Genomic DNA, 25,618 nt, shown 5'->3' on the forward strand with positions numbered 1-25,618 from the left:
GTGCCGCCGGGCCCCGGGTCGCCCGTTCGCGGCCGGCTCCACGGCACCGTGCAGAGAGCCGCCGCGCCCGGCACCGTGCGCGGGGACGGGGAGTCCTCGTCCGGCCAGGGGGCCAGGCAGATCAGGGCGTGCAGGCCGTCGGCGTCCGGGCCGAGGGCGGTGCGGAGGGCGGCGACCGCCATGTCGTACTGCCAGCCGCGTTCCGCCGTCAGGGTCGCGCGCAGTTCGCGGGAGAGGTCGGCGCCGGCCCGTTCCTCGTCGGCGAGCAGGTCGCCGATCCGGGCGGCGACCTCCATGGCGGCGGTCAGCTGGGCGTGCGAGGGGCCCGGCTCGGCGTCGAGCAGCCACACGTAACCGAGGACCACGCCCCGATGGCGTACCGGCAGACAGATCCGGCCCCGGTTCACGCCCGCGTCGGGCGCGGCCGGGATGCGGACCGGGCCGGTCGCCCGGGTGATGCCGAAGCCCTCGAACCAGGCCCGGACCGCCGGGGTGGACTTCCGGGTGAGGATCGAGCGGGTGCGGACCGGGTCCATGGCGCTGTCGTCCTCGGAGTCGTGCGCGCCGAAGGCGATCAGCCCGAAGTCCCGGTTCTCCAGGGTCGCGGGGGCGCCGAGCAGCGTCGAGATCTCGTCCACCAGGTCCTGGTAATCGCCCTTCACGGCGCCCATTGTCGCACCGTTCGCCCGCGCCTTCAGACAGATGTCTGAGAGCGCGGCCACGGATGCGTGACAGCTGTAGATGGCGGACGATCGGAGCGATCCTTAGGTTTCACGGTGGTTCTTCGTGCTGTTCCCGGTTGGTCACGTACATCCGGGTGCGACACCTTTCGTCACCCTGCCCTCTGGAGGTGCCCCGTGCTGGGTCCCGTGATCCTCGCCGCGTCGCGCAGCGACAAGATGCGCCGTTTCGTGTCGGCCGCCCCCGGGACCAAGCAGGTCGTCGCCCGCTTCATCGCGGGCGAGACCGTCGGCGACGTCATCCCGATCGTGCAGGACCTCGCCGCCCGCGGCCTGGAGGTCACCCTCGACGTCGTCGGTGAGGACATCACCACCGTCGAGCAGTCCCACGCCGCCCGCGACGCCTACCTGGAGCTCATCGGCCGCCTCAAGGAGCTGGGCCTCGGCGCCCGCGCCGAGATGTCGGTGAAGCTCTCGATGTTCGGCCAGTCCCTGGAGAACGGCCACGAGCTGGCCCTCGCCAACGTCCGCCCGGTCGTCGCGGCCGCCGCCGAGATCGGCACCACGGTCACCCTGGACGCCGAGGACCACACCACCCTCGACTCGATGTTCGCCATCCACGAGGAGCTGCGGAAGGACTTCCCGCAGACCGGCTGCGTCATCCAGGCGTACCTCTTCCGCACCGAGGACGACGCCCGCCGCCTGGCCGCCAACGGCTCGCGCGTGCGCATCGTGAAGGGCGCCTACAAGGAGCCCGCGTCCGTCGCGATCCAGGACAAGCCCGAGATCGACAAGGCCTACGTCCGGATCATGAAGATCCTGATGGAGGGCGAGGGCTACCCGATGATCGGGTCCCACGACCCCCGGCTCATCTCCGTCGGCCAGGAGCTCGCCCGCCGCGCCGGGCGCAAGCTGGACGAGTACGAGTTCCAGATGCTGTACGGCATCCGCACCGAGGAGCAGAACCGGCTCGCGGCCGAGGGCCACCGGATGCGCGTCTACACCGCGTACGGCACCGACTGGTACGGCTACTTCATGCGCCGCCTGGCGGAGAAGCCGGCCAACCTCCTCTTCTTCGTCCGCTCCATCCTCACCAAGGGCTGAGCCCCACCCCTCTGAAGGAGTTAAGAGACTCATGGACGCTGTGACCCAGGTCCCCACTCCCGTCAACGAGCCGGTGCACGGCTACGCCCCCGGCTCGCCCGAGCGCGCCCGCCTGGAGGCCAAGCTCAAGGAGCTGGCCGACAACCCGCGCGAGCTGCCGATGACCATCGGCGGCGTGAAGCGCATGGGCGGCGGCGAGCGCGTCGACGTCGTGCAGCCGCACAACCACAAGTCCGTCATCGGCACCTTCGCCGGCGCCACCCAGCAGGACGCCCAGGACGCCATCGACGCCGCCCTGGCCGCCGCCCCGGCCTGGCGCGCGATGTCCTTCGACGACCGCGCCGCGATCATCCTGCGCGCCGCCGAGCTGCTCGCCGGCCCGTGGCGCGAGACGCTGGCCGCCTCCACCATGCTCGGCCAGTCGAAGACCGCCCAGCAGGCCGAGATCGACACCCCCTGTGAGCTCGTCGACTTCTGGCGCTTCAACGTGGCCTACGCCCGCCAGATCCTCGCCGAGCAGCCGCCGGCGAACTCGCCGGGCGTCTGGAACCGTCTGGACCACCGCCCGCTCGAGGGCTTCGTCTACGCGATCACGCCGTTCAACTTCACGGCCATCGCCGGCAACCTGCCCACCGCCCCCGCCCTCATGGGCAACGTGGTGGTCTGGAAGCCGTCCCCGACCCAGACCCACTCCGCCGTGCTCCTCATGGAGCTCCTGGAGGAGGCCGGCCTGCCGAAGGGCGTCATCAACCTGGTGACCGGCGACGGCATCGCCGTCTCCGAGGTGGCCCTGAACCACCGCGACCTGGCCGGCATCCACTTCACCGGCTCGACCAGGACCTTCCAGCACCTGTGGAAGACGGTCGGCAACAACATCGAGAAGTACCGCTCCTACCCGCGGATCGTCGGCGAGACCGGCGGCAAGGACTTCGTCGTCGCCCACCCCAGCGCCGACCGCGCCGTCCTGAAGACCGCGCTGACCCGCGGCTCCTTCGAGTTCCAGGGCCAGAAGTGCTCCGCGTCCTCGCGTGCGTACATCCCGGCCTCCATCTGGAACGACGGCTTCAAGGAGGAGTTCGCGGCCGAGGTCGACGGCATCAAGATGGGTGACGTCACCGACCTGTCGAACTTCATCGGCGCCGTCATCGACGACCGCGCCTTCGCCAAGAACAAGGCCGCCATCGACCGCGCCAAGGCCGACGAGACCTGCACGATCGTCGCCGGTGGCACCTACGACGACTCCGAGGGCTACTTCGTCCGCCCGACGGTCATCGAGTGCACCGACCCGGAGAACGAGGTCTTCACGACCGAGTACTTCGGCCCGATCCTCGCCGTCCACGTGTACGAGGACGACAAGTACGACGAGATGCTGACCCAGATGGAGTCCGTCTCCGACTACGCCCTCACCGGCTCGGTCATCTCGAACGACCGCGCCGCCGCCGCGTACACGATGGAGAAGCTGCGCTTCGCCGCGGGCAACTTCTACATCAACGACAAGTCGACCGGCGCCGTCGTCGGCCAGCAGCCCTTCGGCGGCGGCCGCGCCTCCGGCACCAACGACAAGGCCGGTGCCCCGCAGAACCTGATGCGCTGGACCCTGACCCGGGCCATCAAGGAGACGCTGGTCCCGCCGACCGAGTACGGCTACCCGCACATGGGCTGAGCCCCCCCCGCGGGCCCCGATGGGGCCCGCCCCTGAACACCGCCCCCTTCCTTGGTCCCCCAACCGAGGTCGGGGGCGGTTTCCATTCCGCCGTCCCGCGGCCGGCGAGAGCGCCGGAGGAGACTGGGGGCATGACCGTCTGGACCGCACCCACCCACGAGCTCGGCCCCGATCGGCTCCGCGCCGTGCGCGAGATGCTGGACGACGCCTTCGACGGGGACTTCTCCGACGAGGACTGGGACCACTCCCTCGGCGGCCTCCACGCCTGGACCGAGGACGAGTGGGGCATCGCCGCGCACGGCAGCCTGGTGATGCGGCGCGTGCTGCACCACGGGCGCTCGCACCGCGTCGGGTACGTCGAGGCCGTGGCCGTACGGGCCGAGCTGCGGCGGCAGGGCCTCGGCGGGCGGATCATGGGCGAGCTGGAGCGCGCGATCGACGGGGCCTACGCCTTCGGGGCGCTGTCCGCGTCGGAGGGCGGGTCCGGGCTCTACCGGGGGCGCGGATGGCGGCTGTGGCGCGGGCGGATCGAGACGCTGAGCCCGGCGGGGATCGTGCGGCTGCCGGCCGAGGAGGACTCGACGTATCTGCGGCCGGCGGCCGGGCGCCCGTTGCCGGACCCGGCCGAGCCGCTGGTCTTCGACTGGCGGGACGGGGACGTCATGTGACTCCCCATGGGCCGCTCCGTCAGTCCTTCTGGGCGGCGGTACGGGCGTTCACGGCCTTGCCCTTCCTCGTCTCCAGGTTCGCCGTGTACACCGCCGACAGCGCGCTGCCGACCGCGACCAGGATCGCGAAGCCCGGCAGGCCGAGCGACAGGTACGCGGCGCCGCACGCCAGCGCCCACACCGCGAGCAGCGCCTTGGCGCGGCGGCTCAGGAACCAGACCTTCTCCGGCGCCGCCGGCGGCGCGTCCAGACTGCCGGCGGGTCCCGCGGTCGCCGCCTTGGGGCGCTTGAAGTAGCCGTACACCAGCCACTCGCCGCACAGCTCCCAGCCCTCCGGGTCCAGCTCGGCGAGCACCTTGGCGCGGCGCCGGCCGGCGATCACCTCGCGGCGGTACTCCCAGGCGAGCGCGACCCCGGGCGCCCGGCGGCACACGAAGCGGCCGAGCGAGTCCAGGTGCTCCACCTCCCAGCCCTGGTCGCCGTGGACCGCGAGCATCCGCCGGTCGTTGAAGAGGTCCGCCGTCCAGGTCCAGTGCTCCGCCGCCCGGTCCGGCTCGCCGGGCGCCGGGGCGAGCCCGCCGAGCGAGGCCGCGAACAGTGCGGCCGGGCCGAACTCCTCCTCCGGGGCCGTGCCCGACTCGGCGAGGTGGGCGCGCAGTTCGTCGACGGTCCGCGCGAGCTGCTCCTCGGGGACGCCGGACGTGCGCAGCGCCTGCGCGAGTTCGGTGAAGTAGGCGTCGGTGTTCATGCGTTTCCCCCCGCTTGCAGCTTGCCTCGTACGGCCCGGTGGAACTCCGTCCAGGCCGCGCTCTCGGCCGCCAGATGCGTACGCCCCCGCTCGGTGAGCCGGTAGTAGCGCCGCCCCGGTCCGCGCTCGGCGGCCCGGAACTCGGCCTCCACCAGGCCCGCCTCCTCCAGGCGGTTCAGTACGGGATACAGCGTCCCGCCCTTGATCTCGCCCAGGCCCGCCTCGGCGAGCGACTTGGCGATCTCGTACCCGTAACTCTCGCCGTCGGTCAGGCAGGAGAGGACGAGCAGGTCGAGGACTCCCTTGAGCCAGCTGGATCTGCGGTCTGCGGCCATGACGGCATTTCATCACTACCTAGGTAGGAAAGCAATCTAGCTAGCTGTCCAGTCCTTCCTTCGCGACCAGCATCTTCCCGGTGTTCTCGCCGCGCAGCATGCCCAGGAACGCCGTCACGATGTGCTCGAAGCCCTCCACCACCGTGACGTCCGGCTCAAGGCGCCCGCTGCGCAGGTGCTCCACGGCGAAGTCGTACAGCTCCTCCTGCGCGTCCATGTGGGTGCGCACCAGGAAGCCCTCCAGGCGGCCGCTCTTCTCCACCAGGTCGAACAGGTTGCGCGGGGCGGGCGGGGGAGTGGCGAGGGAGTGGTACTGGGCGACCGCGCCGACCCAGGCGATCCGCCCGTGGTCGCGCAGCGAGCCGATCGCGGCCTCCAGGTGGTCGCCGCCGACCCCGTCGAGGACGGTGTCGACGCCGCCCGGGGCGGCCTTCGCGAGCAGTTCGGCGACCGGGCCGTCGTGGTAGTCGAAGGCCGCGTCGAAGCCGATGCGCTCGGTGAGGTGGGCGACCTTGCGCGCCGAGCCCGCGCTGCCGACGATCCGGCCGGCGCCGAGCAGCCGGGCGAAGCGGCCGGCCGCCGTGCCGACCCCGCCCGCGGCCGCCGACACGAACAGGTCCTCGCCGGGCTGGAGCCGGGCGATCCGGGTCAGCCCCACGTACGCCGAGAGCCCGGTGCCGCCGAGGACGCTGAGGTGCGCGGCGAGCGGCACCCCGGGGCCGAGGTCGGGGACCGGGCGGACCTCGGCGCGGGCGACCACGGAGTGGGTGCGCCAGCCCTTGCGGTGCAGGACCAGTTCGCCGGGGCGCAGCGCCGGGTCGCGGGAGTCGAGCACCCGGCCGAGGGTCCGGCCCTCCATGGGCGAGCCGAGCGTCCAGAGGAAGTCGCCGTCCATCGCCTCGCGGTGGTAGGGGTCCACGGACCAGAGCAGGTTCTCGACCAGGGCGGTGCCGGGTCCGGGGGCGGGGAGCGGGGACTCGGTGAAGGAGAAGAGCCCGGGGGTGGGGAAGCCGTCGGGGCGGGCGGTCTGCCGGACGGTGATCATGGTCTCGTTCGTCATGCGGACGACCGTAGGAAGGAATCCGGCGGCCGGGCAGCAGGTAGCGTCGATGGCTGCTCCCGTTCCATGAATCCCGCTCATACGACGAGGTGAGACCCCCGATGGCGACCGAACCCCTGCCCGCCGTGGGCGAACTGCGGATCCTGCTGGCCGTGGCGCGCGCGGGCGGCTTCTCGGCCGCCGCGGCGGCGCTCGGCATGACCCAGTCGGCCGTCTCCCACTCCGTGCGCACGAGCGAGCGCAAGCTCGGGGCGGTCCTCTTCGAGCGGGGCCGGACGGGCGCGACGCCCACGGCGGCGGGGGAGGTGGCGCTCGGTCATGCCCGGCGGGTGCTGCGGCTGTTGGAGGTGATGGGCGCCGAGGTGCGGGCCGCCGCGGCGGCGGCCGTCGGCCGGGGCGGCGGAGCCGGAACCCTCTCCGGCCCGCTGCGGATCGCCGCCTTCCGCAGCGCCGCCCTGCATCTGCTGCCGCCGGCCCTGGAGCGGCTCACGGCCCGGCATCCGGGGATCGCGCCCGAGGTGCGGATCGTGCGGGAGGTGGGGCGCGGCACGGCCGGTGAGGTGCTCGACGGGCGGGCGGACCTCGGCATCGCGACGATCGGCACCACCTCGCCCGTACCGCCGGAGCTGATCGGAGGCGTGCTCCTGGAGGAGGGGTACGCGCTGGTGCATCCGGCCGGGCATCCGGCGCCGCGCTCGCTGCCGCTGGTCGACTGGGTGGAGAACTGCACCTCGTACACCAGGGAGTGGTGGGCCGCACAGGAGTGGCTGCCGCCGGCGACCGTCGAGGCGGAGGACGACGGAGCGGTGCTCTCGATGGTGAGCAGTGGTTTCGGCATGGCCGTGATGCCGGAACTGTCCCTGGTCGGAGCACCGCCCTCGGTCGAGATCACCGATCTCGGAACGGCGCGCCCGACCCGCTCGGTCGGCTATGTCACCACCCCTGAGCTGGGCGGATCCCTCGCCGTGCGGGCGCTGATCCGGGAGCTGCGGGCGCAGTCCGGGCGCCGGGCGGGCTGACTGCCGTCTCAGATAGTAGGAAGTCCGAGTAATTGTGGAGACAGAAGCAGCCCGCTGTCCTAGCTTTGTAGAAGCCGAACGTCCCGCTCCATCGAGCGCAGGGCGGTCGAGAGTGCGACGCCCCCGAGCAGGCAACCCCTGCGGCGGCGCTCCCCGCCCCTTCCGGCGCCTTCGATCACCACGCCCCTCCGTGCCCGCACGTCCGGAGAACTGATCTCAAGGAGTCGATCCCTCATGGCCGCTCAGACCGCCCGCCGCGTCCGCCACTCCGTCGCCCGTCCCTCCGACGAGGCCCGCCAGAACGCCGCCGCCGCCCTCCAGCGCGCCCTCGACCGCCGTGACAACGGCGGCTCCACCGGTCACTGATCCGCAGGAAAGACCGTCCCTCCACGGCTGTCCGTTCGTCCACATGGTGGACGGAACGTGTCAGACGATGGGACGAAGAGTAGGGTGCCGACATGTCTCACAGCATCAATCTCGCAGTCATCCCCGGCGACGGAATCGGCCAGGAGGTCGTGGCCCAGGGCCTCAAGGTCCTCGCGGCCGTCCTTCCCGAGGATGTGAAGCTGGAGACGAAGGAGTACGACTTCGGCGCCCAGCGCTACCACGCCACCGGTGAGACCCTCACCGACGCCGACCTCGACGCCCTCAGGCAGCACGACGCGATCCTGCTCGGCGCGATCGGCGACCCGTCCGTCCCGTCCGGCGTCCTGGAGCGCGGTTTCCTCCTGAAGCTGCGCTTCGCCTTCGACCACCACGTCAACCTGCGCCCCTCGAAGCTGCTCCCCGGTGTCGCCACCCCGCTCGCCGGCCAGCCCGAGATCGACTTCGTCGTCGTCCGCGAGGGCACCGAGGGCCCGTACACCGGCAACGGCGGCACCATCCGCAAGGGCACCGAGCACGAGGTCGCCACCGAGGTGTCCGTGAACACGGCCTACGGTGTCGAGCGCGTGGTCCGGGACGCCTTCGCCCGCGCCCAGGCCCGCCCCCGCAAGAAGCTGACGCTGGTCCACAAGAACAACGTGCTGACCTTCGCGGGCCACCTGTGGACGAACATCTTCAACAAGGTCGCGGCCGAGTTCCCCGAGGTCACGACCGACTACCTGCACGTCGACGCCGCGACGATCTTCCTCGTCACCGACCCGGCCCGGTTCGACGTCATCGTCACCGACAACCTCTTCGGCGACATCATCACCGACCTCGCCGCGGCCGTCTCCGGCGGCATCGGCGTCGCCGCCTCGGGCAACATCAACCCGAGCGGCGAGTTCCCCTCCATGTTCGAGCCGGTCCACGGATCCGCGCCGGACATCGCCGGCCAGGGCAAGGCCGACCCGACGGCCACCGTGCTCTCGGTCGCCCTGCTGCTGCGCCACCTCGGTCACGAGACCGAGGCCGCCCGGATCGAGGAGGCCGTCGCCGCCGACCTCACCGAGCGCGGCGACCGCGTCCGTACGACGGACGAGATCGGCGACGCGCTCGCGGTACGCGTAGCGAGCTGACCCGACGCTGACATCCACCCAGCCGCCGGGTCGCACACCAGCACCCGGCGGCTGTTCCTGTGCGGTCGCCCGGTGCCACCATCGAATCCTTGGACCGCGCGCGCCTCTCCGCGTACCCACCCGTTTCGTGCCGCGCCACCACGCGCGATAATCGGACGTGGGGCCGCGGCATGCGGGAAAGCTCGGACGTCCTAGCAGTGACCTGTGTGACTGCGGAGCGGCGTGAGCGCGGTCCGACCCACACAACCGGTGAAGGACAAGCACTCATGACGACGCCCACCATCGAGCTCAAGCCCTCCTCCAGCCCGCTGTCCGACGCGGAGCGCGAGGCGATCCTGGCCAACCCGGGATTCGGCCGCCACTTCACCGACCACATGGTCACCATCCGCTGGACCGAGGGCCGCGGCTGGCACGACGGCCAGCTCGTGCCGTACGGCCCGCTCTCCCTCGACCCGGCGACGAACGTCCTGCACTACGCCCAGGAGATCTTCGAGGGCCTGAAGGCGTACCGTCGCCCCGACGGCTCCGTCGCCACCTTCCGCCCCGACGCCAACGCCCGCCGCTTCCAGTCGTCCGCGCGCCGGCTCGCGATGCCGGAGCTGCCGGTCGAGACCTTCGTCGAGGCGTGTGACGTGCTGGTCCAGCAGGACAAGGCGTGGGTTCCCGAGCACGGCGGCGAGTCGTCCCTCTACCTGCGTCCGTTCATGATCGCGACCGAGGTCGGCCTGGGCGTCCGGCCGGCCAACGAGTACCTGTTCGTGGTCATCGCCTCCCCGGCCGCCGCGTACTTCCCGGGCGGCGTCAAGCCCGTCTCCATCTGGGCCTCCGAGGACCGCGTCCGCGCCGTCCCCGGCGGCATGGGCGACGCCAAGACCGGCGGCAACTACGCGGCCTCCCTGCTCGCGCAGGCCGAGGCGGCGGAGAAGGGCTGCGACCAGGTCTGCTACCTCGACGCGGTCGAGCACAAGTGGGTCGAGGAGCTCGGCGGCATGAACCTGTACTTCGTGTACGGGAACGAGAACAAGATCGTCACGCCGACCCTCTCCGGCTCCATCCTGGAGGGCGTCACCCGTGACTCGCTCCTGCAGGTCGCCAACGACCTCGGTTACGAGTCCGTGGAGGCGCGCGTCTCCATCGACCAGTGGCAGGAGGACACCGCGAACGGCATCCTCACCGAGGTCTTCGCCTGCGGCACCGCCGCCGTCATCACCCCGGTCGGCACGGTCAAGTCCGCCCGGGGCGACTGGCAGCACTCGGGCGGCGTGCCCGGCGAGGTCACGATGAAGCTGCGCGAGGCCCTGCTCGCCATCCAGACCGGCAAGTCCGAGGACGTCCACGGCTGGATGCACGAGCTGGGCAAGTGAGCGAATAGCCGGACTCGCCGGCGAGTGAGCGCGTGGCTCCTCACCGGCGAGTGGGCGAGTGGGCGAGTGGGCTCAGTCCACCAGGGCGCCCGGGACGGTCTCCGTCCCGGGCGCTTCCGCGTCCGCGCCCGGAGCCTCTGCGCCCGGAGCCTCCGCGCCCGGGGCCTCCGCGGTCTTCGCCGCCCCCGGCGTCAGGGCCATGTACAGCAGGCCGCCGACGATCCCCGAGAACACGAAGCTGCAGTCGATCCCGTCGGTCAGGGAGAGCAGCGGGCCCTCGTAGAGCGGGGTCGACACCGCGGTCAGGCCGACCGCGGCGCCGATCGCCCAGGCGATCGTGGCACGGGGGTGCCAGCCCGCCTTGAACCAGTAGACGCCGCCGCGCGAGCGCTGGTTGAAGACCTGGAGCGCCTCGGCGTCGTACTCGCCGCGACATCGCCGGTGCCCGATCAGCGTGATGACCGCCCACGGCGTGCCGATGGCGGTCAGGAGCAGGACGAAGGACGTCATCGCGGTCTGCGTGTCCGAGGCGAAGTGGCCGAGGAAGACGAAGGCGGTGGACACGGCCGCGACGACCTGGGTGGCGCGGGCGCGGGTGGCCTTCGGCAGGATCGCGTCGAGGTCCAGACCCATGGAGTAGAGCATCAGTCCGGCGTTGCCGACCGAGCCGGCGGTCGCGGAGAGCAGCAGCGGGACCAGGTACCAGACGGGCGAGGCCGCGACGAGCGGTCCGGCGTAGTCGGTGCCGCCGCGGGCGGCCAGCGCCGTGAACGTACCGAAGAGCTGCGGCACGAGCAGGCCGATGACCAGGCCGACACAGGTGGCGCGCCAGACCTTCTTCGGGCTGTGCTTCGCCGGCGAGATGTAGCGGGTGTAGTCGCCGAGCAGGGTGATGAAGGCGACCGGGCCGCTGAGTCCGGCGGCGACCGCGGAGAGCAGCCAGGTCGGCCAGAAGGAGCCGAGCAGGTACGGGGTGTCCGGCACGGCCGCGGTGGTGAAGTCACCGGCGTACGCGACGAGTCCGATGGCGAGCAGGATGGTCATGCCGATCGCCAGGGCCTGGCTCAGCTTGAGCAGCAGCCGGTAGCCGTAGACCGCGCCGACGACCGTGAGGGCGGCGAGGAGCGCGTAGACGGCGGCGTGCGTGGCGCCGCCGGTGGGCAGGCCGATCAGGCGTTCCAGGGTGCCGACCATCACGTCGCCGCCGATCCACAGGGTCAGCGCGGTGTAGCCGAGCGAGAGCAGCAGGCCGACCACCGAGCCGACCAGGCGGCCGCGGACGCCGAAGAAGGCGCCGGAGGAGGTGGAGAGGTTGGTGGCGGTGCGGAGCGAGACCAGCGCGAGCGGGGCGGTGACGGCCACGCCGACGAGGGTGCCGGTGACGACCGAGGTCACCGACGCCCACCAGCCGAGACCGAAGGAGACCGGCAGCCAGCCGAAGACGATCACGCCGAGGCAGAGATTGGAGCCGAGCAGGATCGAGACGAGGTCGCGGGGGCCGCTGGTGCGTTCCACCTCGGGGATGGTGTCGACTCCGCGCTGTTCTATCGCCATGGGAACTCCGGGAGGGGGTGGGGGACGGGGGTGGGGGCGTGGGGGGATTTCCGTGGGCCGGTTTTAGAGCGGCGCTCTATCAGGCTCAGTGGCCCAATGTGAACCACGGTTCTTGGTCACGTCAATGCTTGGAAGATGCCGTCTCAACATTTAGAGTGTTGCTCAAAGTCGTTCCATCGGCTCGATTCGATCAGGAGGTGCACGGCGTGCGACTGACCCCCACGGAACGCGACCGGCTGCTGCTCTTCGGCGCCGCCGAGCTCGCTCGCGCCCGCCGGGCCCGTGGCCTGAAGCTCAACGTTCCCGAGGCCACCGCGCTCATCGCGGACACTGTCTGCGAGGCGGCCCGGGACGGCCGGCGGCTCGCCGAGGCCATCGAGGCGGCCCGCTCCGTCCTCGGCCCCGACGACGTCCTGCCCGGAGTGGCCGACGTGGTCACCGAGGTCCACGTCGAGGCCGTCTTCGACGACGGCTCCCGGCTCGCCGTGGTCTCCGACCCCATCGGCGGGGGCTCGCTCGGAGAGGGCGCGCCCGGCGCGCTGCTCCCGGGGCCCGCGTACGAGGAGACCGAGCCGGCCCTCCGGCTGACCGTGCGCAACACGGCCGACGTGCCGGTGAGCGTGACCTCGCACTTCCACTTCTTCGAGGCCAACCCGCGGCTCGACTTCGACCGCGCCGCCGCCTACGGGATGCGGCTCGCCGCCCCGGCCGGCGCGTCGACCCGCTTCGACCCGGGCGGCGAGGCCGAGGTCGGCCTCGTGCCGATCGGCGGCGCCCGCGTGGCCATCGGCTTCGCCGGCCTCGTCGACGGCCCGCTCGACGCGCCCGGCGCGAAGGAGGAGGCCCTGCGCAGGGCCGCTGCCTGCGGTTATCTCGGCGCCGGCGAAACCCCCGACTACCTGTCCTCCGCCCCGTTCGAGTCCCCGAAGGAGGACAGCTGATGGACCCCTACGAGTACGCCTCCGTGCACGGCCCCCGGGCCGGCGACCGCGTCGTCCTGGGCGACTCCGGCCTCGTCGTACGCGTCGAGTCCGACTCGCAGAAGCCGGGCGACGAGTTCCTCGCCGGCTTCGGCAAGACCGCCCGCGACGGCCTCCACCTGAAGGCCGCGGCCGTCCGCGAGACCTGTGACGTCGTGATCAGCAACGTGCTGCTCATCGACGCCGTGCAGGGCATCCGCAAGGTGTCCATCGGCATCCGCGAGGGCCGCATCCACGCCATCGGGCGGGCCGGCAACCCGGACACCCTCGACGGTGTCGACGTCGTCGTCGGCACCGGCACCTCGATCGTCTCCGGAGAGGGCCTGATCGCGACGGCCGGCGCCGTCGACACCCATGTGCACCTGCTCTCGCCGCGGATCATGGAGGCCTCGCTCGCCAGCGGCGTCACCACGATCATCGGCCAGGAGTTCGGCCCCGTGTGGGGCGTCGGCGTCAACTCGCCGTGGGCCCTGCGCCACGCCTTCAGCGCCTTCGACGCCTGGCCGGTCAACATCGGCTTCCTGGCCCGCGGCTCCTCCTCGGACCCGGCGCCGCTCGTGGAGGCCCTCGCCGAAGGCGGGGCCTCCGGTTTCAAGGTGCACGAGGACATGGGCGCCCACACCCGGGCCCTGGACACCGCGCTGCGCGTCGCCGAGGAACACGACGTCCAGGTCGCCCTGCACAGCGACGGCCTCAACGAGTGCCTGTCGGTCGAGGACACCCTGCGCGTCCTGGAGGGCCGGACGATCCACGCCTTCCACATCGAGGGCTGCGGCGGCGGACACGTACCGAACGTCCTGAAGATGGCGGGCGTGCCGAACGTCATCGGCTCCTCGACCAACCCGACCCTCCCCTTCGGCCGCGACGCCGTCGCCGAGCACTACGGGATGATCGTCTCCGTCCACGACCTCAAGACCGACCTGCCCGGCGACGCCGCCATGGCGCGCGACCGGATCCGGGCCGGCACGATGGGCGCGGAGGACGTCCTGCACGACCTCGGCGCGATCGGCATCACCTCGTCCGACGCCCAGGGCATGGGCCGCGCGGGCGAGACCGTCCGCCGGACCTTCGCCATGGCCGGCAAGATGAAGGCCGAACTGGGCCCGCTGGAGGGCGACGGCGCGCACGACGACAACGCGCGCGTGCTGCGCTACATGGCCAAGCTCACCATCAACCCGGCCATCGCCCACGGACTCGCGCACGAGATCGGCTCGGTCGAGGTCGGCAAGATGGCCGACATCGTGCTGTGGCGGCCGGAGTACTTCGGCGCCAAGCCGCAGCTGGTCATCAAGAACGGCTTCCCCGCCTGGGGCGTGACCGGCGACCCCAACGCCGCCACCGACACCTGCGAGCCGCTCGTCCTCGGCCCGCTGTTCGGCGCGCACGGCGCCGCGCCCGCCGACCTCGCCGTCGCCTTCGTCGCGCAGGCCGCCGTCGACCTCGGGTCGGACGCGCTGCCGACCCGACGGCGCCGCGTCCCCGTACGCGGCACCCGCGGCATCGGCCCCGCCGACCTGCTCCGCAACTCGCGCGTCGGCGACGTCCAGGTCGACGGCCACACCGGCCTCGTCTCGCTGGACGGCGCGCCGATCCGCTCGGAGGCGGCCGAGTCCGTCTCGCTCAACCGCCTCTACTTCCTCTGACCCGCTTAGGACCTGTTGATGAACTACCGCATGCCCGCCGAGTGGACGCCGCACGAGCGCACCTGGATGGCCTGGCCGAGCCCCAACCCGACCTTCACCAACGACGAGGAGCTGGCCGTGGCCCGCGCCGCCTGGGCGAGCGTGGCCCGCGCCGTGCGCCGCTTCGAGCCGGTGACGATGGTCGTCGCGCCCGGCGACGGCGACTCCGCCCGCGCGCTGCTCGGCGAGGACGTGGACCTGCTGGAGCGGGAGCTGGACGACGCCTGGATGCGCGACATCGGCCCCACCTTCGTCAAGGACGAGCAGGGCCGGCTGGCCGCCGTGGACTGGGTCTTCAACGGCTGGGGCGCGCAGGACTGGGCCCGCTGGGAGCACGACTCCAAGATCGCCCGCCATGTCGCGGACGCGGCGGGCGTACCGGTGGTGAGCAGCGCCCTGGTGAACGAGGGCGGCGCCATCCACGTCGACGGCGAGGGCACCGTGCTCCTCACCGACACCGTCCAGCTGGGCGCGGGCCGCAACCCCGAGTGGAACCGCCAGGACGTCGAGGCCGAGATCCACGCGAAGCTCGGCACCACGAAGGCCATCTGGCTGCCGCACGGCCTGGCCGGCGACTACGGCCTCTTCGGCACCCAGGGCCACGTCGACATCGTCGCCGCCTTCGCCCGCCCCGGCACCGTCCTGGTCCACAGCCAGCAGAACCCCCAGCACCCCGACTACGAGCGCTCCCGCCTGTACGTCAACCTCCTCCGCGGCCAGACCGACGCCCAGGGCCGCCCCCTGGAGGTCATCGAGGTCCCGGCCCCCACCGTCCTCAAGGACGAGGAGGGCGACTGGGTCGACTACTCCTACATCAACCACTACCTCTGCAACGGCGGCGTGGTCCTCTGCGCCTTCGACGACCCGCACGACGAGCTCGCCGCCGAGATCTTCCGCCGCCTCTTCCCGGAGCGCGAGGTCGTACTCGTCGACGCCCGCCCGATCTTCGCGGGCGGCGGCGGCATCCACTGCATCACCCAGCAGCAGCCGGCGGTCTGAGACCGCGGGCAGGCATGGAGCCGGCGGCCGGATCCTCCCGGCCGCCGGATCCTGTAGAACGTACGAGTGAGTCAGAGCAGCCCGCCCCACCCCGACCCCGCCCCCCATCCCCGACGGCGCAACCAGGCCGCGCCGCCGCGGGAGGACGTGCTCGCGGCGGCGATGGACACCATCGCCGAGCGCGGGCTCGACGGGCTGACCATGGCGGGGCTCGGGCGGCAGGTGGGGATGAGCAGCGGGCATCTGCTCTATTACTTCCGCACCAAGGACGAGCTGCTGCTGCAGACGCTGGAGTGGAGCGAGGGGCGGCTCGGCGCCGAGCGCGGTGCGCTGCTCGCGAAGCCGGGCACGGCGCGGGAGCGGCTCGACGGGTACGTGGACGTGTACGTGCCGGACGGCCCGCGCGATCCGCACTGGACGCTGTGGCTGGAGGTCTGGAACCGCTCGCAGAACGCCGACGCGGACGCCCGCGCCCGGCAGGCCGCCATCGAGGGGGCCTGGCACCGGGACCTGGTCGCGATCCTCGCCGAGGGCGTGTCGCGCGGCGAGTTCCGGCCCGTCGACCCGGACCGCTTCGCGCACCGGATGCGGGCCCTGCTCGACGGCTTCAGCGTGCACGTCGCCGTCGGCATCCCCGGTACCGGACGGGAGCAAGTGCTCGCCCACGTAAGGGAGTTCATCGCCGAAACCCTTCTTCCGTGACCGTTAGGCACGCAAGTACTCCTGATCGTTGCCCCGTGCACCCTTGTTGATCAGGGGCCGCCTCCGGCACGGTTCGTGCCCATGGGACGAGAGCACTGGAAGAAGATCTGGGTCGGCTCCGCCGGCAACATGGTCGAGTGGTTCGACTGGTTCGTCTACGCGAGCTTCGCGACCTACTTCGCGGGGGCGTTCTTCCCCGAGGGCGACGACACCGCCAAGCTCATGAACACCGCCGGCATCTTCGCCGTCGGCTTCTTCATGCGCCCGGTCGGCGGCTGGCTGCTCGGCCGGGTCGGTGACCGCAAGGGGCGCAAGGCGGCCCTCACCCTGACCGTCACGCTGATGTCGGCCTCGGCGGTCCTGATCGCCGTCGCGCCCACCTACGCCGTCGCCGGCTACGGCGGCGCCGCGGTGCTGCTGGTCGCCCGCCTGCTCCAGGGCCTCTCCGTCGGCGGCGAGTACGCGGCCAGCGCCACGTACCTCACCGAGGCGTCCGCGCCCGACCGTCGCGGCTTCGCCTCCAGCTTCCAGTACGTGTCGATGACGGCCGGCCAGATCATCGGCCTGGGCCTGCAGATCGTCCTGCAGCGGACGATGTCCGCCGAGGCCCTGCACAGCTGGGGCTGGCGCGTCCCGTTCGTCATCGGCGCCCTCGGCGCGGCCGTCGTCTTCTACCTTCGGCGCACCATGCTGGAGACCGAGGTGTACGAGGAGACCGCCGACGACGGTGTCGGCAGCCGCGACAAGGGCACCCTCAAGGCCCTCTGGGCGCACCGGCGCGAGGCCCTCCTCGTCATGGCGCTCACCATGGGCGGCACGGTGGCCTACTACACGTACACCACCTACCTCACCAAGTACCTCTCCAACTCCGCCGGACTGCCCAAGCAGACCGCCACCCTGGTCTCCTTCTGCGCGCTCATCGTCTTCGCCTGCCTGCAGCCGCTCGCCGGCCGCCTCTCCGACCGCATCGGGCGCCGCCCGCTCCTCATCACCTTCGCGGTCGGCTCCACCCTCCTCACCGTGCCGATCATGACGCTCCTGAAGCACGCGGGCTCCTTCTGGCCGGCCCTCGGCCTGTCCCTCCTCGCGCTCCTCGTCGTCACCGGCTACACCTCCATCAACGCCTGCGTGAAGGCGGAGCTCTTCCCGACCGGCGTCCGCGCCCTCGGCGTCGCCCTGCCGTACGCCCTCGCCAACGCCCTCTTCGGCGGCACCGCCGAATACGTGGCGCTGTGGTTCAAGAACGCGGGGATCGAGTCCGGCTACTACTGGTACGTCGCCGGCTGCGCGGCCGTCTCCCTGATCGTGTACGTGACGATGCGCGAGACCCGCGACATCGACCTGGCCCGGGTGGGCACCGCGGCGCCGGCGAAGCCCTCCCGCGCACCCGCCGTCGTCGATTCCGCATCGTGAGATTCGTGTCCGAAGCCGCGCGCGGGTGTGGCAGACTGCCGACGTGCTTGCTACCACGATGATTATCGGCAGCAGCGCGCCGGTCCGCAGTGACCGCTGAACCGTGGGACTCCACCCCCGCGGCAGCGGCCACCGTGCCCCAGACCCGCGCGCAGACCTCTCGCACCCGCGAGGGGTTTTTTCGTTTTCCGGCCCCACCACCGCCGGAAACGGACCGCGCGTGAGAATGGGGGCAAGTGGATCCAGACCTTCCGGAGCCACATCCGACAGGAGCCATCACGTCATGACCACGGAGAACGGCGAGAGCTCGCGCCCCGACGACAGCTTCCACGTCTTCGACACCACGCTGCGCGACGGCGCCCAGCGTGAAGGAATCAACCTCACCGTCGCCGACAAGCTGACCATCGCGCGGCACCTCGACGACTTCGGCGTCGGCTTCATCGAGGGCGGCTGGCCCGGGGCCAACCCGCGCGACACCGAGTTCTTCGCCCGCGCCCGGCAGGAGATCCGGTTCAGGAACGCGCAGCTCGTCGCCTTCGGCGCGACCCGCCGGGCCGGCGCCAGGGCCGCCGACGACCCGCAGGTCAAGGCGCTGCTCGACTCCGGCGCCCCGGTCATCACCCTCGTCGCCAAGTCGCACGACCGGCACGTCGAGCTGGCCCTGCGCACCACCCTCGACGAGAACCTGGAGATGGTCCGCGACACCGTCTCCTACCTGCGCTCCCAGGGCCGCCGCGTGTTCGTCGACTGCGAGCACTTCTTCGACGGCTACAAGGCCAACCCCGGCTACGCCAAGGCCGTCGTCAGCGCCGCGCACGAGGCCGGCGCCGACGTCGTCGTCCTCTGCGACACCAACGGCGGCATGCTGCCCGCCCAGGTGCAGGCCGTCGTCGCCACCGTCCTCGCCGACACCGGCGCCCGCCTCGGCATCCACGCCCAGGACGACACCGGCTGCGCCGTCGCCAACACCCTCGCCGCCGTCGACGCCGGCGCCACCCACGTCCAGTGCACCGCGAACGGCTACGGCGAGCGGGTCGGCAACGCCAACCTCTTCCCCGTGGTCGCGGCCCTGGAGCTCAAGTACGACAAGCGGGTGCTGCCCGCGGGCGCGCTCGCCGAGACCACCCGGATCTCGCACGCCATCGCCGAGGTCGTCAACCTCACCCCGTCCACCCACCAGCCGTACGTCGGCGTCTCGGCGTTCGCGCACAAGGCGGGCCTGCACGCCTCCGCGATCAAGGTGGACCCGGACCTCTACCAGCACATCGACCCCGAGCTGGTCGGCAACACCATGCGGATGCTCGTCTCCGACATGGCCGGCCGCGCCTCCATCGAGCTCAAGGGCAAGGAGCTCGGCGTCGACCTCGGCGACGACCGCGCCCTGGTCGCCCGGGTCGTCGAGCGGGTCAAGGAGCGCGAGCTCCAGGGCTACACCTACGAGGCCGCCGACGCCTCCTTCGAGCTGCTGCTGCGCGAGGAGGCCGAGGGCCGGCCGCGCCGCTACTTCCGTACGGAGTCCTGGCGCGCGATCGTCGAGGACCGCCCCGACGGCACCCACGCCAACGAGGCCACCGTGAAGCTGTGGTCCAAGGGTGAGCGGATCGTCGCCACCGCCGAGGGCAACGGCCCCGTCAACGCCCTCGACCGGGCCCTGCGGGTCGCCCTGGAGCGGATCTACCCGCAGCTCGCCAAGTTCGAGCTGACCGACTACAAGGTCCGCATCCTCGAAGGCCGCCACGGCACCGAGTCCACCACCCGCGTCCTGGTCACCACGAGCGACGGCAACGCCGAGTGGTCCACGGTCGGCGTCGGCACGAACGTCATCGCCGCCTCCTGGCAGGCCATCGAGGACGCCTTCACTTACGGGCTGCTGCGGGCGGGCGTCGACCCGGCGGAGTGACCGCGCGTCGTACCGGGGTTCCCGGGCCTTTACGCCCAAATATGTCCGGTATGACTAGTCGTACATTTCATGGGGTGCGGCCGGGCGCGGTGGCGGCCGTCACCGCAGCCGTCACCGCGGCCGTCAGCGCGGCAGCCCTGCTCACCGGAGACCCCACCGCCGCGGCGGCCGCGCCCGGCACCGAGCGGAACCGGAACCCGGTGCGGCTCGTCGCCCCGCCGGTCACGACGGTGACCGAGGGCGGCACCGCCCGGGTCCGCCTCCGTCTCGACGCCACCCGCCCGCTGACCCACCGCGTGACGGTCCGCTGGACGACGGCCGCCCGCCCGGCGGCGGCCGCACGGGCGGGCGCGGGCGCACCGGCGCCCGGGGCGCGGGCCGCTGACCCCTCCCGTGACTACCGGGCCGCCTCCGGCACCGTCACCTTCCCGATCGGCACCCTGCCCGGGGCCATGCGCACCGTCGAGGTTCCCACCCTGCGCGACCCGACGCCCGAGACCGCCGAGACCGTGCCGGTCACCCTCGACGTCACCGGCGCCACCGCGCCCGAGCGGCCCCCGCTGGTCGTGGTGGACGCCAACGGCCTGCCGTACCTGGACCCGGCCCGGTCCGTCCGGGAACGGGTCGCCGACCTGCTCGGGCGGATGACCCTCGCCGAGAAGGTCGGGCAGATGACCCAGGCCGTCCGCAACACCCTCGGCGCCGACCAGGACATCACCAGCTACGCCCTCGGCTCCGTCGTCCACGACTCCGCGGCCGACGGCGTGCCGGCCCGCAGCGCCGAGGAGTGGCGGCGGACCACCGACGGCTACCAGGGATACGCGCGCGCCACCCGCCTCCAGATCCCGCTGCTGCTCGCCACCGACGCCGTGCACGGCCACGCCCTGGTCAAGGACGCCACGGTCATGCCGCACAACATCGGACTCGGCGCCACCCGCGACCCCGCGCTCGTCGAACGGCTCGCCGCCATCACCGCCGAGGAGGCGCGGGCGACCGGCATCGCCTGGAACTTCTCGCCCTGCGTCTGCGTCGTGCGCGACGTGCGCTGGGGCCGCACGTACGAGTCCTTCGGCGAGGACCCGGACCTGGTCTCCTCCCTGGCGGTCGCGGTCCGCGGGCTCCAGGGCGCCGCCGACGGCAGCGACCTCGCCCGCAACGACAAGGTGCTGGCCACCGCCAAGCACTTCGTCGGCGACGGCGGCACCGCCTACGGCTCCGGCCGGCCCCCGTACACCCTCGACCAGGGCGCCACCCTGATCGACCGCAACGAACTGGAGAAGGTGCACCTCGCACCGTTCCGGCGGGCGATCGCCCTCGGGGCGGGCTCGGTGATGCCCTCGTTCTCCTCCCTCGAAGTCGTCGGCGAGCCCGGCGGGCCGGTGAAGATGCACGCCCACCGGAAGATGCTCAGCGGCGTCCTGAAGGGCGAGCTCGGCTTCCGGGGCATCGTCGTCAGCGACTGGGAGGCCGTCGACCAGATGCCGGGCGGCGCGGTCGACAACGTGCGCGACGCGGTCAACGCCGGGATCGACATCGCCATGGCCCCGCTGACCTACAAGGACTTCGGCCGGATCGTCACGGACGAGGTCGCCGCGGGCAGGATCCCGCTCTCCCGGATCGACGACGCCGTCAGCCGGATCCTGGAGAAGAAGTTCCTCCTCGGCCTCTTCGAGAAGCCGTACGCCGACACCGCCCACCTCGCCGGGATCGGCTCCGCCGAGCACCGGGCGGCCGCCCGCGAGGCCGTGGCGAAGTCGCAGGTGCTGCTGAAGAACGAGGCGCAGCTGCTGCCGCTGCCGAGGGGCCGGCGGCTGTACGTGGCCGGCTCCAACGCCGACGACCTCTCCGCCCAGGAGGGCGGCTGGACCCTCGGCTGGCAGGGCGGCGCCGACCGCGCGACGCGCGGCACCACGATCCTGCAGGCCATCCGCAGGGCGGACCCGACGGCCCGCGTCACCTATTCCGAGGACGCCTCGGCCCCGACGGCCGGGCACGACGTGGGCGTGGTCGTGGTCGGTGAGGACCCGTACGCGGAGGGGATGGGCGACGTCGGCACCGAGGGCCACGACCTGGAGCTCTCGGCGGCCGACAAGCAGGCCGTCGACCGCGTCTGCGGGCACATGCGGTGCGTGGTCCTGGTCGTCTCCGGCCGCCCGCAGTTCATCGGTGACCGGCTCGGCGAGATCGGGGCGCTGGTCGCCTCCTGGCTGCCCGGCAGCGAGGGCGACGGGGTCGCCGACGTCCTCTACGGGCGCCGGGGCTTCACCGGCCGGCTGCCGGTGACCTGGCCGAAGTCCGAGGACCAGCTGCCGCTGAAGCCGGCCGGCCGCATGGGCGCCCCGCAGTTCCCGTACGGCTGGGGCCTGGTCACCCGGCCTCTCGGGCGCTGATCGCACGGCCGTGCGGCACCAGGTCTGAATATTCCTCTTTGGGGGTAATCACGGTGGTATGAGGACGAGGATCCCGCTGCTGTCGGCCGTCGGCGGACTGCTCCTGCTGCTCTTCCTGGCCCTGGCGCCCCTCGCGGGCGCCAGGGCCACGGGGATCTCCGACGCGGCCGCCGCCCTGAAGCAGGGCCCGGTGTAGGTGGACCCCGGGGCCGCCGGACAGCTCTCGAAGGGGGACGCGGACGCCCTGGCGAAGAAGATCAAGGACGCGGACAAGCCCCTGTTCGTGGCGGTGCTGCCGGCGAACGCGCAGTTCCCGCCGCAGAACCTGTTCCGGAACCTGCGGACCGAGACCGGCATCACCGGCCTGTACGCCATCCGCCTCGGCAACGGCTTCGACGCCCGCGCCGACCGCTCGGTCATCTCCCGAAACGCCGTGGACAACCTCGTCGCCGACGTGAAGGAGCCCGGCGTCGACGCGAAGACCGAGCTGAACAACTTCGTCGACCAGGCCCTGCCGAGCATGCGCGGCCACGCGCCCTCCTCCTGGGGCGCCGTCGGCAAGGACAAAGGGGTGCCGGTGGCCGGCCTGGTCACCGTGGGCGCGGTCGTGGTGGCCGGCGGCGCCGGCGCCTACGCCCTCGCGCGGCGCAAGCGGCTGCGCCGGGAGGCCGAGGAGCGCGCGGCCCTGGACCGGCTGCGGGTCGTCGTCGACGAGGACATCACCGCCTTCGGCGAGGAGCTGGAGCGACTCGACTTCCACCCGGCCGAGGCGGGCGCCACGGACGCCATGCGCGGTGACTACGAACGGGCACTCGACTCCTACGACCAGGCGAAGTCCCGGATGGGCGCGGTGACCCGGCCGCACGAGGTGCGCGGGGTCACCGAGTCGCTGGAGGACGGCCGCTTCTCGCTCGCCGTGCTCGCCGCGCGCCGGGAAGGCCGACCGCTGCCCGAGCGGCGCGCGCCCTGCTTCTTCGACCCGCGCCACGGCCCGTCCGTCGCGGACCGCACCTGGACTCCGGCGGGCGGCACGGCCCGCGAGGTCCCGGTCTGCGCCGCCGACGCGGCCCGGCTGGACGACGGGCTCGACCCGCAGGCCCGCACGGTCGAGACCGACGGCGGCCGCCGCCCGTACTGGGAGGCGGGGCCGGCGTACGGCCCCTGGGCCGGCGGCTACTTCGGCGGCGGCATGCTGCCCGGCCTGCTCGTCGGCACCGTGCTCGGCTCGATGCTCGCCACCCCGGCCTACGCCACCGAGTACGGCGGCGGGGACTTCCAGCACTTCCAGGGCGGCGACTTCTCCGGCGCCGACTTCAACCCGGACGACTTCGGGCCGGGCGACTTCGGCGGTGGCGGCGGTGACTTCGGTGGTGGCGGTGACTTCGGCGGCGGTGGCGACTTCGGAGGCGGCGGCGGCTTCTAGCGGTCCTCACACCAGCGGCTTCACCGACATCAGCAGATGACGGTGGGTCCCGGCCCCGCCGTCGCCGCCCGCCGTGATCAGCGCGCGCTGCCCCGGGCCGACGAGATGGAGGCCGAGCTCCGGCGCGTCGAAGGAGCCGAGCGCGTCCAGGAGATAGCCCGGGTTGAAGGCGACCGTCATCGACCCGGCGCCGGTGAGGGCGGCCGGCAGCCGTTGCGACGCCACGTCGTCCTCGTACCCGGCCTGGAGGTGGACCGTCGTGCCGTCGAACGCGAGCTGTACGGGGCTGTCGCCCTCCGCGACCACCGCGACCCGCTTCACGGCCTCGACCAGAGGGACCCGCTCGGTGACCGCGACGGCGTGCTCGCCGAGCGCGAAGAGCTTGTCGTGCCGGGGGAGACGGCCGTCGATGAGCCGGGTCGTGGTACGCATGCCGCCGCTCTCGAAACCGGCGGAGCCGCCGTCCAGGGCCAGCCGCACCGTCCCCGTGCCCGCGAGCGAGCGGGCGATCTCGGTGAGGCGCCTGGCCGGCACCACGACGTCGACCGGCGCGTCCGGGGCGTCCGGCGCGTCCAGAGGCGCGGCCGGCCGCCAGTCCAGGGTGCGCACCGCGTAGCGGTAGCGGTCGGTCGCGGCCAGCGTCATCACCGGGCCGTCCAGGCCGAGCCGTATGCCCGTGAGGATCGGCAGCGAGTCGTCCCGGCCGGCCGCCACCGCCACGTGCCCGACGGCCGCAGCGAAGGCGTCGGCGTCCACCGTGCCGCGCCAGGCGGGCAGCGCGGGCTGGGCCGGGTAGTCGTCCAGGGGCAGCAGCGAGAGCCCGAAGCGGGCGTCGCCGCCGGTCACCGCGAGCCGGGCGCCGTCGACCGCGCAGTCGACCGGGCCGTGCGGCAGCACCTTGCAGATGTCGAGGAGCCGCCGCCCGAGCACCAGGGCCCGGCCCTCCCCGAGGATGTCGGCGGCGACCTCGATCCGCGCGGACGCCTCGTAGTCCAGACCGGAGACGCGCAGCCGGCCGTCGGCCGCCTCCAGGAGCAGACCGCCGAGGACGGGCACGGGGGAACGGGCGGGCAGCACGCGGGCGGCCCAGGCCACGGCCTCGGTCAACACGCCGCTGTCGATACGGAATTCCATGCCGCCGACGCTAGCGGCCGCCACTGACAATCGCGTCGGTCGGCGGCCGCCGGGAATCCGCGCGGGCCCTTGATCGTTCGCCTCTCCGAGGGGCAGGCGCGGACGGACATCCGCAGACGAAGGGGGAGGGCGGACGTGACTGACGTCCACGGCACCGTGGCGCCCGGATTCGAGTCCGTGCGCGAGGAGTTCGCCACCGTCGCAGCGGCCGAGGCGCGCGACGGCGGCGCCCAGCTCGCGGTCTACCACCGGGGCCGCCAGGTGGTCGACCTGTGGGGCGGCGACGGGGTCGACGGGGACTCGCTGCTCGCGCTGTACTCCTCGTCCAAGGGCGCCACGGCCCTGGTCGTCGCCCTCCTCGTACAGGACGGCGCGCTCGACCTGGACCGCGAAGTGGCGTCCTGGTGGCCCGGGTTCGCCGCCGAGGGCAAGGGCGCCCTGACCCTGCGCGGGCTGCTCGCGCACCGGTCCGGCGCCATCGGCGTCGAGGGCGGCTTCACCCTCGACGAGCTCGCCGACGACCGGCTGGTCGCCGCCCGGCTCGCCGCGCACCGCCCGTACTGGGAGCCCGGCACGGGCCACGGCTATCACGCGCTCGCCTTCGGCGCCCTGGTCGGCGAGGTCGTCCTGCGGGCCACCGGCCGGACGGTCCAGGAGCTGTACGAGGAGCGGATCCGCGCCCCCTACGGAGTCGACTACCACCTCGGCCTCCCCGAGGAGCTCGAAGCGCGCTTCCGCCCCGCGCTGCCGATGCTGCCCACGCCGCTCCAGCGGGCCTTCCTGGCGGCGAACCCGGCCGACCCGGCCAGCCTCATGGCCGTCTCCTTCGGCATGCACGGCGACCCGCCCGCCGACCTGGTCGCCTTCGGCAACTCCCGCGCCGTCCACGCCGCCGCCCCGCTCTCCGGCGGCGGCATCGGCAGCGCGCGGGGCCTGGCCCGGATGTACGCGGCGGTCGCGGGCGACCTGGCCGGCCGGCCGCCGCTGCTGAAGCCCGACGCGCTCGCCGAGTTCTCCCGGATCCACTCCTCCGGCCGTGACCTGGTCACCGGCGAGTTCAACGCCTTCGGCCTCGGCTTCGTGCCGCTCGCCACCCGCCACCCCGAACTGGGCCCGACCGCGATCGGCCACAGCGGCGCCCCCGGCTCCCAGTCCTTCGCCGACCCCTCCCGGGCCCTCGCCTACAGCTACACCCGCCGCCGCTTCGCCTTCCTCGGCGGCCCCGGCGCCCCCGAGAACACCCGCCTGGTCCGCGCGGTGACTGCGGCCGCCGATCGCATGGAGGAGTGCGCCTGAGGAGT

At 72.6% G+C, this 25,618-nt stretch carries 20 protein-coding genes and 2 pseudogenes; 16 read left to right on the forward strand and 6 right to left on the reverse strand.

Features of this window, described 5'->3' with window-relative positions; translation table 11 throughout:
• Window positions 1–662 (reverse strand): annotated as a pseudogene (locus tag ACWEJX_RS14640) (PucR family transcriptional regulator); the annotation flags it as partial.
• Window positions 663–857: 195 nt separating this feature from the next.
• Here ACWEJX_RS14640 and ACWEJX_RS14645 point away from each other — a divergent pair.
• The 3 genes from ACWEJX_RS14645 (at window position 858) to ACWEJX_RS14655 (ending at window position 4,115) form a co-directional block, all read left to right on the forward strand.
• The gene (locus ACWEJX_RS14645; protein ID WP_451607813.1) at window positions 858–1,784 is read left to right on the forward strand and encodes a proline dehydrogenase family protein; all 927 of its coding nucleotides are present in this window, start codon (window positions 858–860) and stop codon (window positions 1,782–1,784) included.
• Between the two features lie 31 nt (window positions 1,785–1,815).
• Entirely contained in the window at window positions 1,816–3,447 is a 1,632-nt protein-coding gene (pruA, locus tag ACWEJX_RS14650) for an L-glutamate gamma-semialdehyde dehydrogenase (RefSeq protein ID WP_451607814.1), read from the forward strand.
• Window positions 3,448–3,578: 131 nt separating this feature from the next.
• Entirely contained in the window at window positions 3,579–4,115 is a 537-nt protein-coding gene (locus tag ACWEJX_RS14655) for a GNAT family N-acetyltransferase (protein ID WP_451607815.1), read from the forward strand.
• A gap of 19 nt (window positions 4,116–4,134) precedes the next feature.
• On the opposite strand, the gene ACWEJX_RS14660 is transcribed toward ACWEJX_RS14655, so the two are convergent.
• From ACWEJX_RS14660 to ACWEJX_RS14670, 3 genes are read right to left on the reverse strand one after another with little or no spacing between them, the layout of a single operon-like run.
• The gene (locus tag ACWEJX_RS14660) at window positions 4,135–4,863 is read right to left on the reverse strand and encodes a hypothetical protein (protein ID WP_451607816.1); all 729 of its coding nucleotides are present in this window, start codon (window positions 4,861–4,863) and stop codon (window positions 4,135–4,137) included.
• Window positions 4,860–5,198: a PadR family transcriptional regulator gene (locus ACWEJX_RS14665; RefSeq protein ID WP_451607817.1), complete on the reverse strand. Its 339-nt coding sequence runs from the start codon at window positions 5,196–5,198 to the stop codon at window positions 4,860–4,862. The genes ACWEJX_RS14660 and ACWEJX_RS14665 overlap by 4 nt, the downstream gene beginning before the upstream one ends.
• Window positions 5,199–5,238: 40 nt before the next feature.
• Complete coding sequence (locus ACWEJX_RS14670; protein WP_451607818.1) at window positions 5,239–6,258, reverse strand: zinc-binding dehydrogenase; 1,020 nt, start codon at window positions 6,256–6,258, stop codon at window positions 5,239–5,241.
• 101 nt (window positions 6,259–6,359) lie between these two features.
• On the opposite strand from ACWEJX_RS14670, the gene ACWEJX_RS14675 reads away from it, so the two are divergent.
• The 4 genes from ACWEJX_RS14675 to ACWEJX_RS14690 all read left to right on the forward strand — a co-directional run bounded on the left by ACWEJX_RS14675 (window position 6,360) and on the right by ACWEJX_RS14690 (window position 10,140).
• Window positions 6,360–7,277: a LysR family transcriptional regulator gene (locus ACWEJX_RS14675; RefSeq protein ID WP_451607819.1), complete on the forward strand. Its 918-nt coding sequence runs from the start codon at window positions 6,360–6,362 to the stop codon at window positions 7,275–7,277.
• Window positions 7,278–7,511: 234 nt separating this feature from the next.
• Complete coding sequence (locus ACWEJX_RS14680; protein WP_451607820.1) at window positions 7,512–7,643, forward strand: hypothetical protein; 132 nt, start codon at window positions 7,512–7,514, stop codon at window positions 7,641–7,643.
• Window positions 7,644–7,735: 92 nt separating this feature from the next.
• Window positions 7,736–8,776 (forward strand): 3-isopropylmalate dehydrogenase, encoded by a 1,041-nt coding sequence (locus ACWEJX_RS14685; RefSeq protein WP_451607821.1) that lies wholly within the window; start codon window positions 7,736–7,738, stop codon window positions 8,774–8,776.
• 266 nt (window positions 8,777–9,042) lie between these two features.
• Window positions 9,043–10,140 (forward strand): branched-chain amino acid aminotransferase, encoded by a 1,098-nt coding sequence (locus tag ACWEJX_RS14690; protein WP_451607822.1) that lies wholly within the window; start codon window positions 9,043–9,045, stop codon window positions 10,138–10,140.
• Between the two features lie 72 nt (window positions 10,141–10,212).
• On the opposite strand, the gene ACWEJX_RS14695 is transcribed toward ACWEJX_RS14690, so the two are convergent.
• Entirely contained in the window at window positions 10,213–11,694 is a 1,482-nt protein-coding gene (locus tag ACWEJX_RS14695; protein WP_451607823.1) for a cytosine permease, read from the reverse strand.
• A gap of 206 nt (window positions 11,695–11,900) precedes the next feature.
• On the opposite strand from ACWEJX_RS14695, the gene ureA reads away from it, so the two are divergent.
• The 8 genes and pseudogenes from ureA (at window position 11,901) to ACWEJX_RS14735 (ending at window position 23,183) form a co-directional block, all read left to right on the forward strand.
• The gene (gene ureA / locus ACWEJX_RS14700) at window positions 11,901–12,635 is read left to right on the forward strand and encodes an urease subunit gamma (RefSeq protein ID WP_451607824.1); all 735 of its coding nucleotides are present in this window, start codon (window positions 11,901–11,903) and stop codon (window positions 12,633–12,635) included.
• The gene (locus tag ACWEJX_RS14705; RefSeq protein ID WP_451607825.1) at window positions 12,635–14,317 is read left to right on the forward strand and encodes an urease subunit alpha; all 1,683 of its coding nucleotides are present in this window, start codon (window positions 12,635–12,637) and stop codon (window positions 14,315–14,317) included. Before ureA ends, ACWEJX_RS14705 begins: the two co-directional genes overlap by 1 nt.
• 18 nt (window positions 14,318–14,335) lie before the next feature.
• A complete protein-coding gene (locus ACWEJX_RS14710) occupies window positions 14,336–15,355 on the forward strand; it encodes an agmatine deiminase family protein (protein WP_451607826.1) in 1,020 nt (339 codons plus the stop codon).
• Window positions 15,356–15,517: 162 nt separating this feature from the next.
• Window positions 15,518–16,057: a TetR/AcrR family transcriptional regulator gene (locus tag ACWEJX_RS14715; RefSeq protein ID WP_451607870.1), complete on the forward strand. Its 540-nt coding sequence runs from the start codon at window positions 15,518–15,520 to the stop codon at window positions 16,055–16,057.
• A gap of 81 nt (window positions 16,058–16,138) precedes the next feature.
• A complete protein-coding gene (locus tag ACWEJX_RS14720) occupies window positions 16,139–17,470 on the forward strand; it encodes an MFS transporter (RefSeq protein WP_451607827.1) in 1,332 nt (443 codons plus the stop codon).
• A gap of 283 nt (window positions 17,471–17,753) precedes the next feature.
• Entirely contained in the window at window positions 17,754–19,370 is a 1,617-nt protein-coding gene (gene cimA, locus ACWEJX_RS14725) for a citramalate synthase (RefSeq protein WP_451607828.1), read from the forward strand.
• Between the two features lie 50 nt (window positions 19,371–19,420).
• Window positions 19,421–21,760, forward strand: a complete 2,340-nt coding sequence (locus ACWEJX_RS14730; RefSeq protein WP_451607829.1) for a glycoside hydrolase family 3 protein — start codon at window positions 19,421–19,423, stop codon at window positions 21,758–21,760.
• Window positions 21,761–21,818: 58 nt separating this feature from the next.
• Window positions 21,819–23,183 (forward strand): annotated as a pseudogene (locus tag ACWEJX_RS14735) (hypothetical protein).
• 6 nt (window positions 23,184–23,189) lie between these two features.
• Here the strand turns inward: ACWEJX_RS14735 and dnaN are convergent.
• Window positions 23,190–24,317 carry a DNA polymerase III subunit beta gene (gene dnaN / locus ACWEJX_RS14740; RefSeq protein ID WP_451607830.1) on the reverse strand — a complete coding sequence of 376 codons (1,128 nt, stop codon included), beginning with the start codon at window positions 24,315–24,317 and terminating at the stop codon, window positions 23,190–23,192.
• Between the two features lie 135 nt (window positions 24,318–24,452).
• Here dnaN and ACWEJX_RS14745 point away from each other — a divergent pair, with 135 nt between their 5' ends.
• Complete coding sequence (locus ACWEJX_RS14745) at window positions 24,453–25,613, forward strand: serine hydrolase domain-containing protein (protein WP_451607831.1); 1,161 nt, start codon at window positions 24,453–24,455, stop codon at window positions 25,611–25,613.
• Window positions 25,614–25,618 lie beyond the last annotated feature (5 nt).

The organism is Streptomyces sp. NPDC004788 (assembly GCF_053601115.1).

Bases quoted from the DNA above. Each gene is read 5' to 3' on its own strand.
- ACWEJX_RS14660 (WP_451607816.1), bottom strand. From the start codon at position 4,863: ATGAACACCGACGCCTACTTCACCGAACTCGCGCAGGCGCTGCGCACG.
- ACWEJX_RS14655 (WP_451607815.1), top strand. From the start codon at position 3,579: ATGACCGTCTGGACCGCACCCACCCACGAGCTCGGCCCCGATCGGCTC.
- pruA (WP_451607814.1), top strand. From the start codon at position 1,816: ATGGACGCTGTGACCCAGGTCCCCACTCCCGTCAACGAGCCGGTGCAC.
- ACWEJX_RS14710 (WP_451607826.1), top strand. From the start codon at position 14,336: ATGAACTACCGCATGCCCGCCGAGTGGACGCCGCACGAGCGCACCTGG.
- ACWEJX_RS14670 (WP_451607818.1), bottom strand. From the start codon at position 6,258: ATGACGAACGAGACCATGATCACCGTCCGGCAGACCGCCCGCCCCGAC.
- dnaN (WP_451607830.1), bottom strand. From the start codon at position 24,317: ATGGAATTCCGTATCGACAGCGGCGTGTTGACCGAGGCCGTGGCCTGG.
- cimA (WP_451607828.1), top strand. From the start codon at position 17,754: ATGACCACGGAGAACGGCGAGAGCTCGCGCCCCGACGACAGCTTCCAC.
- ACWEJX_RS14680 (WP_451607820.1), top strand. From the start codon at position 7,512: ATGGCCGCTCAGACCGCCCGCCGCGTCCGCCACTCCGTCGCCCGTCCC.
- ACWEJX_RS14685 (WP_451607821.1), top strand. From the start codon at position 7,736: ATGTCTCACAGCATCAATCTCGCAGTCATCCCCGGCGACGGAATCGGC.
- ACWEJX_RS14730 (WP_451607829.1), top strand. From the start codon at position 19,421: ATGACTAGTCGTACATTTCATGGGGTGCGGCCGGGCGCGGTGGCGGCC.
- ACWEJX_RS14665 (WP_451607817.1), bottom strand. From the start codon at position 5,198: ATGGCCGCAGACCGCAGATCCAGCTGGCTCAAGGGAGTCCTCGACCTG.
- ACWEJX_RS14695 (WP_451607823.1), bottom strand. From the start codon at position 11,694: ATGGCGATAGAACAGCGCGGAGTCGACACCATCCCCGAGGTGGAACGC.
- ACWEJX_RS14675 (WP_451607819.1), top strand. From the start codon at position 6,360: ATGGCGACCGAACCCCTGCCCGCCGTGGGCGAACTGCGGATCCTGCTG.
- ACWEJX_RS14705 (WP_451607825.1), top strand. From the start codon at position 12,635: ATGGACCCCTACGAGTACGCCTCCGTGCACGGCCCCCGGGCCGGCGAC.
- ACWEJX_RS14715 (WP_451607870.1), top strand. From the start codon at position 15,518: ATGGACACCATCGCCGAGCGCGGGCTCGACGGGCTGACCATGGCGGGG.
- ACWEJX_RS14690 (WP_451607822.1), top strand. From the start codon at position 9,043: ATGACGACGCCCACCATCGAGCTCAAGCCCTCCTCCAGCCCGCTGTCC.
- ACWEJX_RS14720 (WP_451607827.1), top strand. From the start codon at position 16,139: ATGGGACGAGAGCACTGGAAGAAGATCTGGGTCGGCTCCGCCGGCAAC.